The organism is Nocardioides korecus (assembly GCF_054778395.1).
The window spans coordinates 224,912-239,291 of record NZ_BAAGZO010000007.1 but is presented as its reverse complement, the minus strand read 5'-3'; the positions used below and the strand labels follow the sequence as shown (position 1 = coordinate 239,291).

Genomic DNA, 14,380 nt, shown 5'->3' with positions numbered 1-14,380 from the left:
GAGGTAAGGTCGTGCCTGCCACACGCGGGAGCTCGACGACATCGGGCTGAGAGGGCGACACACGGGTCGCCGACCGCTCGAACCTGAGCCGGGTAATGCCGGCGGAGGAAGCAGAGGCCCGATGAGCGACGTCCGCACCCGTCCCCCCGAGCGCGAGGGTGGTCCCGGACCACGACCCGCCGCCGCGGAGGTCCCGCACACCCTGACCGAGCAGGCGCCCCGCACGCTGGGCACCTGGGACCAGCTCGGGCTCTGGGGCAACCTCGGGGTCAGCCTGCTGGGGTTCACCGGCGCCGTCGCCGTGCTGCAGCCCGGCGGTCCGGGCACCGCGCGGCTCTCCCTGGCTGCCGCCCTGCTGGCCGTGGTGGTCGGTACGTCGCTGGGGGCCGTGGCCATCGCCGCCACGGCCGTGCTCGGGGCGCGCACCGGGGCGCCGTCGATGGTGCTGCTGCGGGGCGTGTTCGGCGCCCGGGCCTCGGTGGTGCCGACCGTGCTCAACGTGGTCCAGATGATCGGCTGGGGGACCTTCGAGATCGTCACGATCGCGACCGCCCTGGGGCAGGTGCTGCCCGGCGTACCTCGGTGGACGTGGGTGCTGCTGATCGGCGTCCTGACCACCGTGCTGGCCACCCGGCCCCTGGGCTCGGTGCGGCTGCTGCGCCGCTACGTCACCGTCGCCGTGGTCGTCGCCCTGGCCTACCTGACCAGCCAGCTGCTGGCGCACCCGCTGCACGCCACCGGGTCCGGCGGCGGGGGCGGCCTCAGCCTGGGGATCGACGCGACGCTCGCGGTGGCGATCTCCTGGGTGCCGATGGCCGCGGACTACTCCCGGCACTCGCGCACCCCGCGCGCGGCGGCCACCGGAGCCCTCATCGGCTACACCGTCATGCAGGTGGCCTGCTACGGCCTCGGCCTGGTCGCGGTGCTCAGCGTCCTGACTCGGGGCGGCGACGTGTTCGCGACCTTCCTGGCCGTCCCGCTGGGCGTGGTGGCGTTCGCCGTGGTGACGGTCCGCGAGCTCGACCAGTCCTTCGCCAACGTCTACTCCACCACCGTGTCGACGCAGAACCTGCGGCCCCGCTGGGACCGCCGTGCGATCTCGATGGCGGTCGGGGCGCTCACGACACTGCTGGCCCTGGTGGTGGACATCTACGACTACGCCAGCTTCCTGTCGCTGATCGGCTCGGTGTTCGTGCCGCTCTTCGCGGTGCTGGTGGCCGACCGGCTGTGCCTGCGCGACCGGCCCTGGGACCTGTCGGAGACGGCACCCACGCGCTGGGTGATGCTCCTGCCCTGGGCGCTGGGCTTCGCGGCGTACCAGCTGCTCAACCCGGGCCAGGTGCCGCTGTGGACCCACGCCTGGCAGGACCTGGCCGCCGCCACCGGCTTCAGCCCGAGGCCGTGGATGAGCGCCTCCCTGGTCTCCTTCGCGGTCGCCGCCCTGGCGACCGCCCTGGTGCACGTCCCGCGGTGGGCGCGGGGACGACGGTCGAGGTCGCCGGAGGCGGCCCGTGGTGAGGAGAGGCGGTCGGCATGACGAGCTCGGTGACGGTCGGGAGCGTGGTGGAGGTGCTGGAGGCGGTGCGTGCGCGCGTGCCGCTGGTGCACTGCATGACCAACGTGGTGGTGACCAACGTGACGGCCAACGGGCTGCTGGCGGTCGGCGCCTCTCCGGCGATGGTGGAGAACGCCGAGGAGTCGGCCGACTTCGCGCGGATCGCGGACGGGCTGCTGGTCAACCTGGGCACCCTCTCCCGCGAGCGCGCCGAGGCTATGCCCCTGGCCGCCGCGGCCGCACGCGAGGCCGGCACGCCCTGGGTGCTCGACCCGGTCGCCGTGGGGGCCCTGGCCTTCCGCACCACCCTCGCGGCCGGGCTGCTGGAGCACCGGCCCGACGTCGTGCGCGGCAACGCCTCGGAGGTCCTCGCGCTGGCCGGAGCCGCGGGCGGCGGGCGCGGGGTGGACAGCACCGCCTCGACCGAGAGCGCGCTGGAGGCGGCACGCACCCTGGCCCGGAGCACCGGCGGGGCGGTCGCGGTCAGCGGGCCGGTCGACCTGGTCACCGACGGCGAGCGGGTCGTCGAGGTCCGCAACGGGTCCCCGCTGCTCACCCTGGTGACCGGCGCCGGCTGCCTGCTGGGCGCGCTGGTCGCGGCCTGCGCGGGCACGGGCGCCGCCCCCCTGGAGGCCGCCGTCGCCGCGACCGGCATCCTCACCGTGGCCGCCGACGTCGCGGCCACCACGACCACAGCGCCCGGGTCCTTCGCCGTCGCGCTGGTGGACGCGCTGCACACCCTGCAGGGCCCCGACCTGGCCGACCGGCTGGTGCTGCGGTGACCGGACGCACCCCCGCCGCGACCGCGTCCCTGCTGGACCTCTACCTGGTCACCGACACCGCCTCGTGCGGCGAGCGCGGGGTCGCGGAGACCGTGCGGCTGGCGGCGCGGGGCGGCGTCACGCTGGTGCAGGTCCGCGAGCCCGGGCTGGGCACCCGCGACCTGTGCGCCCTGACGCGCGCGGTGCAGGACGCGCTCGCGGGCACCGGGGTGCCGGTGGTGGTCAACGACCGGGTCGACGTCGCCCTCGCGGTCGGCGCCGACGGCGTCCACGTGGGGCAGGGCGACCTCCCGCCCGACGTCGCCCGTCAGCTCCTGGGCCCCCGCGCCCTGGTCGGCCTCTCGGTCTCCACCGCCGACCAGGTCGCCGAGGCGCAGGCGTGGAACGCGCGCGGACCGGTGCTGGACTACCTCGGCGTCGGCCCGGTCTGGGCGACCCCGACCAAGCCCGAGGCGGCGACCCCGCTCGGGCTCGAGCGGACCGCCGCCCTGGTCGCCCTGGCGGCCTCGACCGACCTGCCCTGCGTGGCCATCGGCGGCATCGGACCCGACGTCGCCGCGTCCGTGCGGGCCACGGGGGTGGCCGGGCTCGCCGTGGTCTCGGCCGTCTGCGCCGCCGCCGACCCGGCGGCCGCGGCGTCGGCCCTGCGGGCGGGGGTGGCCCGGTGACGCGACCCCCGGTGGCGCTGACCATCGCCGGCACCGACCCCAGCGGGGGCGCGGGGATCGCGGCCGACCTCAAGACCTTCTCGGCGCTCGGCGCCTACGGCACCGCGGTCGTCACCGCCGTGACCGCCCAGAGCACCCGCGGGGTCGCCGCCGTGCACCAGCTCTCCGGCGTCGACGTGCGCCGTCAGCTCGACGTGCTGCTCGACGACGTCGCCGTGGACACGGTCAAGATCGGGATGCTGGGCAGCGCGGAGGTCACGCTGGCCGTGGCGGAGGTGCTGCGCGAGCGTCGACCGGCGTACGTCGTGCTCGACCCGGTCATGGTGGCCACCTCCGGCGACCGCCTGCTCGACCACGACGCGGTGGCGGCCCTGCGCGAGGTGCTGCTGCCCCTGTGCCACCTGGTCACGCCCAACCTGCCCGAGGCCGCCGACCTGCTGGGGGAGCCCGAGGCGCGCGACGAGGAGCAGATGACCGGCCAGCTCGAGCGGCTCGCCGCCCTCGGTCCCGGGGTGCTGCTCAAGGGCGGCCACCTCGCCGGGCCCCGCAGCGTGGACCTCCTGCTCGTCGGCGGCGTGCGCAGCCGGTTGGACGCCGAGCGGGTCGCCACCCACAACACCCACGGCACCGGCTGCACCCTCTCCTCGGCCGTGGCCGCGCTCCGTCCCCGCGCGGCGTCATGGACCGAGGCGGCGACCGAGGCCAAGGACTACCTCACCGCCGCGCTGCGGGCCTCCGACGAGCTCGAGGTCGGCCACGGGCACGGGCCCGTGCACCACTTCCACGCCTGGTGGGGGTCCGCGGCGCGGCCATCGGTGTCCCCGGGGACGGACCGCGCCACCCGCCCGTGACGCGGCCGTGCCCGGGACCTCAGCCGGCCTCGGTGGCGAGGGTGTCCCGGATCTTCTGCGCGTCCGTGCGGGGGGCCGTGCGGGCTGCCGAGGCGGGGGGCAGCGGCGCGGCGTACGTCTGCTGCATCCCGCGCACGCGGTCGTGGACCACGAACCGGGCACGGGTGTGGACGGGGGAGTCCGGGACGCTGACCTGGGGCAGGCAGCGGTACTCGGCGGTGAAGGACGCGGGCGTGATGGTGGTGTTCACGTACCCGCGCAGGTTGGTCCAGAACTTCAGGTGCGGGTTGTTGGCGAACCACGGGTGCCGGCCGGTCGGCTCGTCGTACCCGTCCCCGCCGGAGGTGACGGAGGAGGTGATGAACTCCGAGCCGACCACGGGTGCGGTGCGGTCGGTGAAGTCCGACCGGATGTCGGAGGCCCAGTGGGCGTGCACGTCCCCGGTGAGCACGATCGGGTTGCGCACCCCGGCCTTGACCCAGGACGAGATCACCCGTGCGCGGGAGGTGGGGTAGCCGTCCCAGGCGTCCATCGCCACGGTGGCGTGGGGCGAGGCCGAGGTGGCGCGCCGGCTGAAGAACACCTGCTGGCCCAGCACGTCCCACCGGGCGCGGGAGCGGGCGAACCCCCGCGACAGCCACGCCTCCTGGGCCGCCCCGGGGAGGGACCGGGCGGGGGCCGCGGCCTCGGGGCAATCCTTCCAGCCGTCGCCGCAGGCCTGGTCGCTGCGGAACTGGCGGGTGTCGAGCATGTGGAACATGGCCAGGCGGCCCCACTGGAGCCGCCGGTTGACGGCCATGTGGCTGCCAGTGGGGATCGACGCGTGCCGCAGCGGCATGTTCTCGTAGTACGCCTTGAACGCAGCCGCGCGGCGGGCCGGGAAGGCCGCGGCCTCCCGGGGGTCGTCGGGCACGTCGCCGGCCCAGTCGTTGTCGACGTCGTGGTCGTCGAAGACGACCAGCCAGGGGGCGACCGCGTGCGCAGCCTGCAGGTCCGGGTCGGCGTGGTACTGCGCCAGGCGCTGCCGGTAGTTCGCCAGCGTCACCGTCTCGGGGCCGCGGAACGATCGCACGGTGCCGCCGCTGCCGACCGGCTTGGCCGCGAACTCGTACATGTAGTCGCCCAGGTGCAGGACGAGGTCCGGCTCGTCCTGGGCCAGGCGGCGGTAGGCGGTGAACCAGCCGCGCTCGTACTGCGCGCAGCTCGCGAACGCCATCGACAGCGACGGGACCAGGCTGTGGTGGGCCGGGGCGGTGCGGGTGCGGCCGACGGGGGAGAGGAAGGTCCCGACGCGGAACCGGTAGAAGTACTCGGCACCCGGACGGAGCCCACCGACCTCGACGTGGACGGAGTGGGCCTGGTCGGGGCCGGTCTGGGCCGTCCCGCTGCGCACGACCTTGCGGAAGCGGGCGTCGTGGGCGACCTGCCACCGGACCGGGTAGGTGCGCGTGGGCATGCCGCCGTGGCCGTCGTCGGCGAGGGGGTCGATGGCGAGCCGGGTCCACAGCAGGACGCTGGTGGGGAACGGGTCGCCGCTGGCGACCCCCAGGGTGAACGGCGTGCGAGGCAGGGCCGGCACCGCCGCGGTGGCACGGCTGTCGAGCGGACCGACCCACCCGAGCAGGGTCGCGGTGGCGCCCGTGGCCAGCCCCGCACGCAGGACGGAACGGCGCGAGGGGACGGCGTACGCCGGGGAGGTGGGTGGTGGCACCGGCCCACTCTCACCCGAACGGTGCCCGCAGGGGGCGAGAACGGACGAATCGCCCGCAGAGAGACGGGGTGCCCGGGCCGACGGCGGTGCGGGGGTCAGGGCCGGAACCCCTGCACGGTCCCGCCCAGCCACTCCAGGGCCTGCGGGAGGAGGTCGGTCCACACCGAGATCCGGTGCCCGGCGTTCTTGAACACCGTGGCGTGGACCGACAGGGGCGCGTGGGCGGCGCGGAGGAACTGGCTGGTCGAGCCGTAGGAGAGCGGGTCCGCGTGGGAGGTCTGCAGCCACACGGCGACCGGCGGCGGACGGCGCGCGACCAGCCGGGGCAGGTCGTACCGCTCGGCCAGGAGGCTGTGGGGATCGTAGGGCCGGTAGTAGGACCCGAACTTGGGCTGGAAGTAGCCGCCCATGACGATCGCGGCGCCGTACTGCGAGGGGTGCAGGAGGGTCGACATCGCGGCGGCCCAGCCGCCGGAGGAGTCCCCGATCGTGGCCCAGGAGTCGCGGGAGGTGGAGACCCGGAAGGTGCGGGCCACCCAGTTCGGGACGTCCCGGGTCAACCACGTCTCCAGCTGCGGCTCCCCGCGCGCACCGTTGACCCCCTCGGTGTCGGCCCCGAGCGGGACCTCGATCTGCGGCAGCACCACCAGCGTCGGGCGGATTCTGCGGGCCCGCTCGAGCCGCTCGAGCACCCGCCCGACGTGGAAGGTCCGCAGCCAGGTGACCGGGACCCCCGGGTAGCCGTGGAACCCCTCGAGCACCGGGTAGCGGGTCCGCCGCGACCGCGGGGAGGTGTAGCCGGGCGGGAGCTGGACGTCGACGGTGCCGGAGATGTGGCTCAGCGGGCCGGTCACGGCGAACTGGACCACGCCGTTCGGGGCGATCCGTCCCGGGAGCGGTGGGAGCTGGGCGGCGGCCTGCGCGGCGGGCCCGCTGACGTGGGCGTCCAGGGCGCGCGTGGCGCTGCCGCCCCGGTCCAGGGCCGTCTGGGCGACGTGACCGGTCACCGCGCCCTGCAGGTCGGCCCACCCCGAGAAGAAGAGGTACGTCGCGTTCATCTGGGTCGCGGCCGAGAACAGCACCAGCAGGTTGACCAGGAGGATCGCCCCGAGCCGACCGACGACGGGGCCGATCCCCGGACCGGCGAGACGGGGCCACAGCACCACCAGCAGGCCGATGGCGACGAGCGTCACCAGCAGGACCCCGCCGAGGAAGAGCGGACCCGTCAGCGACACCGACGTCCCCTCCCTCCCGGGCCAGCCTGCGCCGGACACGCGCCGGCTCACCGGAGACGACCACGCAGCGCCTGACCGGTGCCTGACGGTCCCCGAAGCCGGACCCGGGCCGGACCCGGGCGCGGGGTCAGGTCCGGCTCGGGGCGGGGCTCAGGGGCCGGTCGGCGGGCGCCAGGGGCGAGGGCTCGACGCGCAGCACCCGGGCCAGCCCGGTCGGCAGCCACCAGTTCCAGCGGCCGAGGAGGCTGACCAGCGCCGGGACGAGCAGGGCGCGCACCACGGTCGCGTCGATCAGGATCCCGACGCCCAGGGCGGTCCCGAGCACCTTGATGTCGGTGCCGGGTGCGGACGCCAGCGCGGCGAAGGCGAAGAACAGGATCAGCGCGGCCGAGGTCACCAGCCGCCCGGTGCGACCCAACCCGGTGACGACCGCGGCGGCGGTGTCACCGGTGCGGTCGTACTCCTCCCGCATCCGCGCCAGGATGAAGACCTCGTAGTCCATCGAGAGACCGAAGAGGAAGGCGAAGATCAGCACCGGCAGCCAGAACGTGATGGCGCCCGTCCCCGAGGTGCTGAACACCAGGTCGGAGCCGTGGCCGTCCTGCCAGAAGAAGACGACGGCGCCGAACACGGCCGCCAGCGAGACCAGGTTGAGCAGGACGGCCTTGATCGGCAGCAGGACCGACCGGAAGGTCCTCACCAGCAGCACGAAGGTGATCAGGGCGATCAGGGCGAGCACGTAGGGGAACTTGTCGTAGACCGCGGTGAAGTAGTCCTCGACCGTCGCGCCGGCCCCGGTGACCAGGACCCGTCCGTCCACGGCGCCCTCGATCGCGGTGCGGACCCCGTCGACCACCGTTTTGCCGGAGCTGTCCACGGTCTCGCGGACGGGCACCACCTCCACGACCGCCTGCCCGTGGCCCGCGGCACCGACCGCGGCCAGGCGCACGCCGTCCACCGAGGCCGCGGCCCGGGCCGCGGCCGGGGCCTGCTCCTCGGGCACCAGGGCCACCATCGGGGTCAGCACGCCGCTGCCCACGCCGGAGGCCCGCAGCTGCTGGAGGGTCGTGTACGGCGCTCCGCTGCGGGCCAGCGAGTCGATGCCGGAGGTCCCGATCTTGAGGCCGAACACCGGGGCGATCAGCACGGCCAGCACCAGGAGCGCCACGCCGCTCGCCAGCCAGCGACGGTGCACGATGCCGCGGGCCCAGGCGCTCCACCCGCGCGAGGCGACGCCCTCCTTGCGGATCCGCGGGTAGTCGATCCGCGGCCCGATCCCGGACAGCAGCGCCGGCAGCAGGGTGAGCACCACCGCCACGCTCACCAGGGGGATCAGCATCCCGCCGATGCCCATGCTGCGCAGGAACGGCACCGGCACCACCAGGAGCGCGACCAGGCTGATCGCGACCGTCACGCCCGAGGCCAGCACGGCGTGGCCCGCGGTCCGCATCGCCACCACCACGGCCTCGTCGTTCTCGAGGCCGTGGGCGCGCTCCTCGCGCCACCGGGACACCACCAGGAGCGAGTAGTCGATCGCCACGCCCAGCCCGATCAGCGAGATCAGGAACTGCACCACGAAGCTGACGTCGCTGAAGGTGGTCAGTCCCAGCACGAGCAGGAACGTGGTCAGGATCGACACCGCGGCGATCACCAGCGGCACGAGCGCCAGGAACGACGCGAACACGAACAGCAGCACCAGGAGGGCCCCGGCCCCGCCCAGCAGCGTCTCGGCGAGCACGCTCGGCCCGTCGGTGTTGCCGCCCGCGGAGAGCAACCCGTAGGACGTCACGCCGCTCTCGAACCCGGCTCGCTCGGCCGCCTGGCCCAGCGCCGGCGCCAGGCGCGCGCCCACGCCGGGGCCGAACCCCGCCGGGAGGGGGCCCTGGACCAGCGCGAACGTCGTACGCCGGTCGGCCGAGATGAAGGCCGTGTCACCGGTCTCCGCGAACCCGGTCACCCGGACCCCGGGGGTCGCCCGCACCGCGGCGTCGAGGACCTGGCCCACCGCGCGTCCCCGACCCTGGACCGTCTGACCGGCCGGCACCCGGACCACCGCGACGAAGGTGTCGTAGGAGCTGATCCCGTAGTTCTTCACCAGCGCCTTCTCCGCGGTGTCGCCGGGCTGCCCGGGGAGGGAGAAGTCGAAGGTCAGCCGGTCACCCAGGTGGCCGGCGGCGGCCGCGCCGCTGCCGAGCATCACCACCCAGAACAGGCTGACCAGGAGTCGGTCGCGGAGGACGATCCGGGCGAGACGCTCCATGGGGGCTCCTGGTCAGCGGGGTCTCCCGCGCCGACGAGGGGCGCGGACCGACCGACGGCGTGAGGCGTGTCGAGCTCGGTACGGGCGATCGCGTCCAGGCAACCACGGGTCCTGCGGGGCGCACCAACGATCCGCCTGCGCGCGCCCGACCGGTCTAGGGCGGAGCCTGCCGCGAGCCCCCGACCCGGACCGGTCGGTCGGTGCCGGCGGCGGGCGCGGTGGTCGCGCCTACGGGGTGGTCGCCGCGGGACGGAACCGCTGGCTGAGTAACCACGCGCCGAGGGCGCCGCTGCCGACCGGGATCTCGACCAGGAACACGAAGGCGCGGTAGAGCACGGCGGCCGCGGTGACGCTGACCGGGTCCCCGCCCAGGGCCAGCAGGACGCCGACGAGGCCGAGGTCGGCGATGCCGACACCACCGGGGGTGAGGGGCACCACGGTGAGGAGCCGCTCGACCGCGAAGGCGGCCAGGATCTCGGGCCAGGTGCTCGCCGCCCCGGTCAGCTCCAGGCACAGCGCGAGCAGGACGGCCTGGAGGAAGACGTAGCCCGCCATGGCGGCCGACATCCGGAGCCAGCCGCGCCGGACCAGCCCGGCGCACTGCCTCCGGACGTCGACGAGGGCCTCCGCCAGACCGAGCTCGCGGTCGGCCCGTCCGAGCAGCCGCAGGGCCCGTCGGGCCGCGCTCTCGAGCAGCCGGCCGACCACCGCGGCGGCGCGGTCGCTGGAGAGCACGCACGCGCTGGTCGCGGTGAAGGCCACGAAGGCCACGGCGGCCACGACGGTGGCCGTGCGGATCGAGGAGGTGATGGTCTCGCCGGCGTTGACCAGGGCGGCCACGGCCACGAGCGGCAGCAGCAGCTTCGAGCCGACGTCCCAGAGGTTGGTGAGGAAGGTGTAGCCGGTGAAGGCCCGGCCGTCGATGCCCCAGGTGCGCATCATCCGCCGGTTGAGCTCGACGCCTGCGGCCCCGCCGAGCGGTACGACGTTGGCGACCGCGCTGCCGGTCAGGTTCAGCGTCAGCGCGCGACGGTGGGTCAGCCCGGGGGCCGCGGCGGTGAGCACGAAGGAGTGGACGTAGAGACCCAGGAGCCACACCACGGCGAGCCCGAGGGCGGCCGGCCAGTGCACCGAGCCCAGCACGGGCAGGATCCCGTGCCACGACACCGAGACCGCGCTGGGCAGCACGGCCGCGACCAGGGCGACGGCGGCCGCCCACGACAGCGTGAAGCGCAGCCGGGCCCTCCAGCCCGACCGCGGCCGACCGGACGGCTGGTCGGGGTCGGTCCGGGGCGACCCGGGGGCCGGGGACGCGGACAGGTCGCCCGCCGGGACGGCGGGTTCCCGCTGCGCCGGGATCGAGCGTGTGCTGGGTGCGGACGGCTTCACGGGGTGCCGCCTCCCAGGTGGTCACGGTGCTCGAAGATCTCCCACACACCGTAGGTCACCAGGTGGCGGTAGGAGCGGTCGAAGACCCGCTGGGCGCGCGTGGCGTCGACCCCCCACGTGCCTAGCCCGCGCCCGGAGACGACGACCCACCGCGGCGCGGTCGGCCCGGTGAGCACGGCGGTGAGGCCCGTGAGGTGGGCGTCGCGCACCCGGACGGGCAGGCTCCACAGGTTCTCGTAGGGGCTGGTCAGGCCGCTCCCGGCGACGAGGCGGGGGTCGCCGAAGGCGGAGACGACGCCGTCGCCGGGGACGGCGTGGGTGCGCAGGAAGGTCTCGACGCGGCCGTCGTCGGTGACGCCGGGCACACCGGCCGTGGCCGCGACCCGCCACGCGACGCCGCCGGCGAGCACGACCAGCAGCACCACGCCGGTCAGCACGCGGCCCGTGAGCCGGCTCGGCGTACGCAGTGCCAGGGCGAGCAGCAGCAGGGTGCCGGGCACCAGACCGGTCAGGTAGTGCGACCAGTAGCTCCCCCCGGCCGCCACCGCGAACGCCTCCCAGACCGCCACCGCGAGACCGGCCCACACCAGCCGGCCCGACCAGGTCGAGCGGGCCGTGCGCGTGGACCCTCGGCGGCGCTGCCCCACGGCGATGATCGCGGCGACCGCGAGCAGGACGACCTCCCCGCTGACCAGGGCCGACAGCTCCAGGGCGTGGGCGCGATCGGTCGTGGCGAAGCTGGCCGAGGAGCTGATCACCGAGGAGGCCCGCAGCCGGAACACCACGACGGCGTCCCACAGGCCGAGCACGCTGGTGCCGCGCGCGGCGGCGCTGAGGAGCACCGCGGCCAGCGTTGCCGCACCGCCCGCGGCGAACGTCGCGAGCCGGGCCAGCGGTCGGGCCCCCGTGCGCCGCAGGCTCGGCAGGAGCACGACGGCCATCACGACGACGTCGACCATGTTCTGCTTCACCGAGGCCGCCGCCACCGCGGCCGCCCCCGCGACCAGGGTCAGCAGGGCCGCGCGCGCACCCCAGGGGAGGCGGTGCGCGGCCACCAGGGCGACCATGCCGGCCAGGACGAAGGGCAGCGCGAGCACCTCGCCGTTGGCGCCGGGCATCCCCAGCAGCGGGTCGGCGACCAGCCCGACGGCGGCGGCGAGGACGACGGCGAGCGGCCAGCGGCGGGTCGGGACGAGCAGCCGGGCCAGGACGCCCACGAGCGTGACCGAGGTGCCGGTGGCCGCCGCGCCGAGGAGCTTGACGCCGGGGTCGGAGAGGCCGTCGGCGAGGTGGTGCTGCGTCCCGAGGTGCCCGGCGAGGTCGAACAGCCAGATCAGCAGGGGCGGTCGGTCGACCCAGTAGTCGCCGTACAGCGAGCGGCCGGGGTGCCAGTGCTGGGCGAGGTGGAGGAAGCCCGCCTCGTCCGGTGACAGGGGCTGGGCCAGGAAGGGGATCCACGCCCCGACCGCGACGCACACCGCGACCGCGATCATCAGGGCGTCGAGGCGGTGGGGAGCCCGACCGGGAGCGTCGGTGGCCCCGGCCCCGGCCCCGGTCCGTGTGCGCGGGCCGGGTCGGGGTTCGGTGCGTACGGTCGCGTCGCGCAGGAGCGTGCTCATGTCAGGCGACCTGCCGGGCACGGCCGACGCCCGTGGCGCCACGGACGCGAGCGGGGGCGGTCCGGGTGGGCTCGCTCATCGGGTGCGGACCCCTCCCTCGGATCGTGACGGTCGCGGACGTCTGCCAGTCGACGTCACGACTGTGCCCCGGTGGACCTGCCAACGACCTGACGGCGTCGGCCGACGACCCGGGCGCGACGTGAGCGCGATCGGGGCGGGTGGGGTCAGAGGGCCCGGTCGTGGCGGGTCGAGGGCAGGGTGAGTCGGAACGACGTCGCCCCGCTGCGGTCGTCGAGGGCCACGTCACCCCCGCTGGTCCGCGCGATCCGACGCGAGAGCGCCAGGCCGAGCCCGGCCCCGTCACCGGTGGTCTCACCGGGACGGAAGATCCGGTCGCGGTCGTCGGCGTCCACCCCGGGCCCGTCGTCCTCGACGACCACGCTCAGCGCGCCGGGACGGCTGCGGTCCAGCGAGACGCGCACGGTGCTGACGGCGAACCGTGCGGCGTTGGACAGGACCGGGGCGAGCGCCCGCGCCCCCAGGTCGCGCGGCACGGTCCACGCCTCGTGGCCGGCCACGTCGACCTCGATGTCCAGGGCGGGGTAGAGGGTGGCCAGGTCCAGCTCGGCCAGCACCTCCTCGACCACCTCCTGGGGCGAGGTGTGGGTCGTGCTCGCCGCGGAGGAGGTGCTCCGGGCCAGCTCGATCAGACCCGCGATGGTGGCCGACATCCGTCGGCACCCGGCCATCAGCTCCTCGACGTCCAGGCGCGCCTGCTCGTCGAGCGAGGGGTTCATCAGCAGGAGCTCGGCGTTGCCCTGGACGGCCGTCAACGGGGTGCGGAGCTCGTGCGCCAGCTCGGAGGTCAGGCGCTGCTCGGAGCGGATCGTCGAGGCCACCTTGTCCAGCAGTCCGTCCAGCGTGTGGCCCAGGGCCGTGATCTCGTTGCCGGGCCCGGTCAGGTCGAACCGGCGGCCGAGGTCGCGCTCGCTCCACTCGTCGGCGGTGCGGGCCATGGCGCCGACCGGTGCCAGCACGCGGCGGCTGGCCAGGGCCACCAGCACCGCGGACCCGGCCACCAGGAGCACACCGGCCCCGATCGTGACCGAGAGCGCGACCTGGGCGGTCTCCTGGTAGGGCGCGAGCCGCTCGCTCACCACGACGGTCCCGCGGGTGCCGCGCGAGGTCACGAAGCCCAGGGCGTGGACGCGGGCGTAGTCGCCGACGCGCAGGGTGCGACCCGAGCGGACCGTGCGCAGCGCGGCGTACTGCTCCTCGAGGGCTTCCGGCACGGCGCCGGCGACGACGGTCCCGCTGGCGTCGTAGACGGCGACGTCGGCGTCGAGCCGGGCCTGGGGGACCACGATGGTCCGCCCGGGCGAGGCCTGGATCACGCTCGAGGCGACGGTCTCGGCGCGGTCGTTGAGCACCCGGCCGACGGTGTTGTCGGTGGTGGTGGAGAGCAGCAGCTGGACCAGGGCCCCCAGGGCGGCGACCACGACGGCGCTGGCGACGACGGTCAGCCAGACCAGCTGGGCGCGCAGCGACCCACGACCTCGCAGCGGGTCGAGGCGCGGGTGCCGGAGGAACGACCGCACGCTCACGTGAGGCGGTAGCCGACGCCGCGCACGGTCTCGATCGAGGTCGTGGAGTCGATGGACTCGAGCTTGTTCCGGATTCGTCGCAGGTGGCTATCGACGGTGTTCTCGGCGACGTAGGCCCCGTCGGGCCAGGCGGCCGCGACGACGGCACGGCGCCGGACCACCTCGCCCGGGCGGGAGGTGATCGCGGCCAGGATCCGGAACTCCGTCGGGGTCAGCAGGACGCTGCCGGCGGGCGTGCGGGCCGCGTGCGTGACGGGGTCCAGCTCGACGTCCTGCGACGTCGCCGCCGCCGCGTCCCGGGAGCGGCGCACGAGCACCTCGACCCGGGCGAGCAGCTCCTTGACCTCGAACGGCTTGGCCACGTAGTCCTCGGCCCCGACCGCGAACCCCGCGAGGCGCTCGTGCAGCGCGTCCAGGGCGGTCAGGAACAGGACCGGGGCGTGCTGGCCCCCCGCCTTGAGGGCCTGGACGACGTCGCGTCCGTCGGCGTCGGGGAGCCCGATGTCCATGATGATCACGTCGAGGGGTCGCTGCGCGAACAGCCGGGAGGCCTCCGAGCCGTTGAACGCCAGCACGGCGTCGTGCCCGGCGTGCGCCAGGGCGCGCTGCAGGATCCTGCGGATGGCGGGGTCGTCCTCGCAGACGCCGATCGTCGACATGGCCCGATCATGCCCTGAACGGCGGCTGAACCCGGCGTACCGTCTCC

At 75.1% G+C, this 14,380-nt stretch carries 11 protein-coding genes and 1 riboswitch; of the genes, 4 read left to right on the top strand and 7 right to left on the bottom strand.

Annotated features, from left to right (window positions below):
* Window positions 1–23 precede the first annotated feature (23 nt).
* Window positions 24–111: riboswitch (TPP riboswitch) on the top strand.
* Window positions 112–121: 10 nt separating this feature from the next.
* The 4 genes from ACYVDA_RS15600 to thiD are packed head-to-tail and all read left to right on the top strand — an operon-like array spanning window position 122 to window position 3,856.
* On the top strand, window positions 122–1,537 hold the full coding sequence (locus ACYVDA_RS15600; RefSeq protein WP_460819345.1) for a purine-cytosine permease family protein: 1,416 nt from the start codon (window positions 122–124) through the stop codon (window positions 1,535–1,537).
* The gene (thiM, locus tag ACYVDA_RS15595) at window positions 1,534–2,337 is read left to right on the top strand and encodes a hydroxyethylthiazole kinase (RefSeq protein ID WP_460819344.1); all 804 of its coding nucleotides are present in this window, start codon (window positions 1,534–1,536) and stop codon (window positions 2,335–2,337) included. Before ACYVDA_RS15600 ends, thiM begins: the two co-directional genes overlap by 4 nt.
* Window positions 2,334–3,005: a thiamine phosphate synthase gene (thiE, locus tag ACYVDA_RS15590; protein WP_460819343.1), complete on the top strand. Its 672-nt coding sequence runs from the start codon at window positions 2,334–2,336 to the stop codon at window positions 3,003–3,005. Before thiM ends, thiE begins: the two co-directional genes overlap by 4 nt.
* Complete coding sequence (gene thiD / locus ACYVDA_RS15585; RefSeq protein ID WP_460819342.1) at window positions 3,002–3,856, top strand: bifunctional hydroxymethylpyrimidine kinase/phosphomethylpyrimidine kinase; 855 nt, start codon at window positions 3,002–3,004, stop codon at window positions 3,854–3,856. Before thiE ends, thiD begins: the two co-directional genes overlap by 4 nt.
* Before the next feature lie 19 nt (window positions 3,857–3,875).
* Here the strand turns inward: thiD and ACYVDA_RS15580 are convergent, their stop codons facing one another.
* From ACYVDA_RS15580 to ACYVDA_RS15550, 7 genes are all read right to left on the bottom strand, one after another.
* Complete coding sequence (locus ACYVDA_RS15580) at window positions 3,876–5,567, bottom strand: alkaline phosphatase D family protein (protein WP_460819341.1); 1,692 nt, start codon at window positions 5,565–5,567, stop codon at window positions 3,876–3,878.
* A 95-nt stretch (window positions 5,568–5,662) separates the two neighbouring features.
* Window positions 5,663–6,802 carry an alpha/beta hydrolase gene (locus ACYVDA_RS15575; RefSeq protein WP_460819339.1) on the bottom strand — a complete coding sequence of 380 codons (1,140 nt, stop codon included), beginning with the start codon at window positions 6,800–6,802 and terminating at the stop codon, window positions 5,663–5,665.
* Window positions 6,803–6,929: 127 nt separating this feature from the next.
* Window positions 6,930–9,062 carry an MMPL family transporter gene (locus ACYVDA_RS15570; RefSeq protein ID WP_460819338.1) on the bottom strand — a complete coding sequence of 711 codons (2,133 nt, stop codon included), beginning with the start codon at window positions 9,060–9,062 and terminating at the stop codon, window positions 6,930–6,932.
* A gap of 228 nt (window positions 9,063–9,290) precedes the next feature.
* Window positions 9,291–10,451, bottom strand: coding sequence for a lysylphosphatidylglycerol synthase domain-containing protein (locus ACYVDA_RS15565; protein WP_460819336.1), 1,161 nt, complete (start codon window positions 10,449–10,451; stop codon window positions 9,291–9,293).
* Window positions 10,448–12,070, bottom strand: a complete 1,623-nt coding sequence (locus tag ACYVDA_RS15560) for a hypothetical protein (protein ID WP_460819335.1) — start codon at window positions 12,068–12,070, stop codon at window positions 10,448–10,450. The genes ACYVDA_RS15565 and ACYVDA_RS15560 overlap by 4 nt, the downstream gene beginning before the upstream one ends.
* Before the next feature lie 224 nt (window positions 12,071–12,294).
* Window positions 12,295–13,674: a sensor histidine kinase gene (locus ACYVDA_RS15555; protein ID WP_460819334.1), complete on the bottom strand. Its 1,380-nt coding sequence runs from the start codon at window positions 13,672–13,674 to the stop codon at window positions 12,295–12,297.
* On the bottom strand, window positions 13,671–14,333 hold the full coding sequence (locus ACYVDA_RS15550; protein WP_460819333.1) for a response regulator transcription factor: 663 nt from the start codon (window positions 14,331–14,333) through the stop codon (window positions 13,671–13,673). Before ACYVDA_RS15550 ends, ACYVDA_RS15555 begins: the two co-directional genes overlap by 4 nt.
* Window positions 14,334–14,380 lie beyond the last annotated feature (47 nt).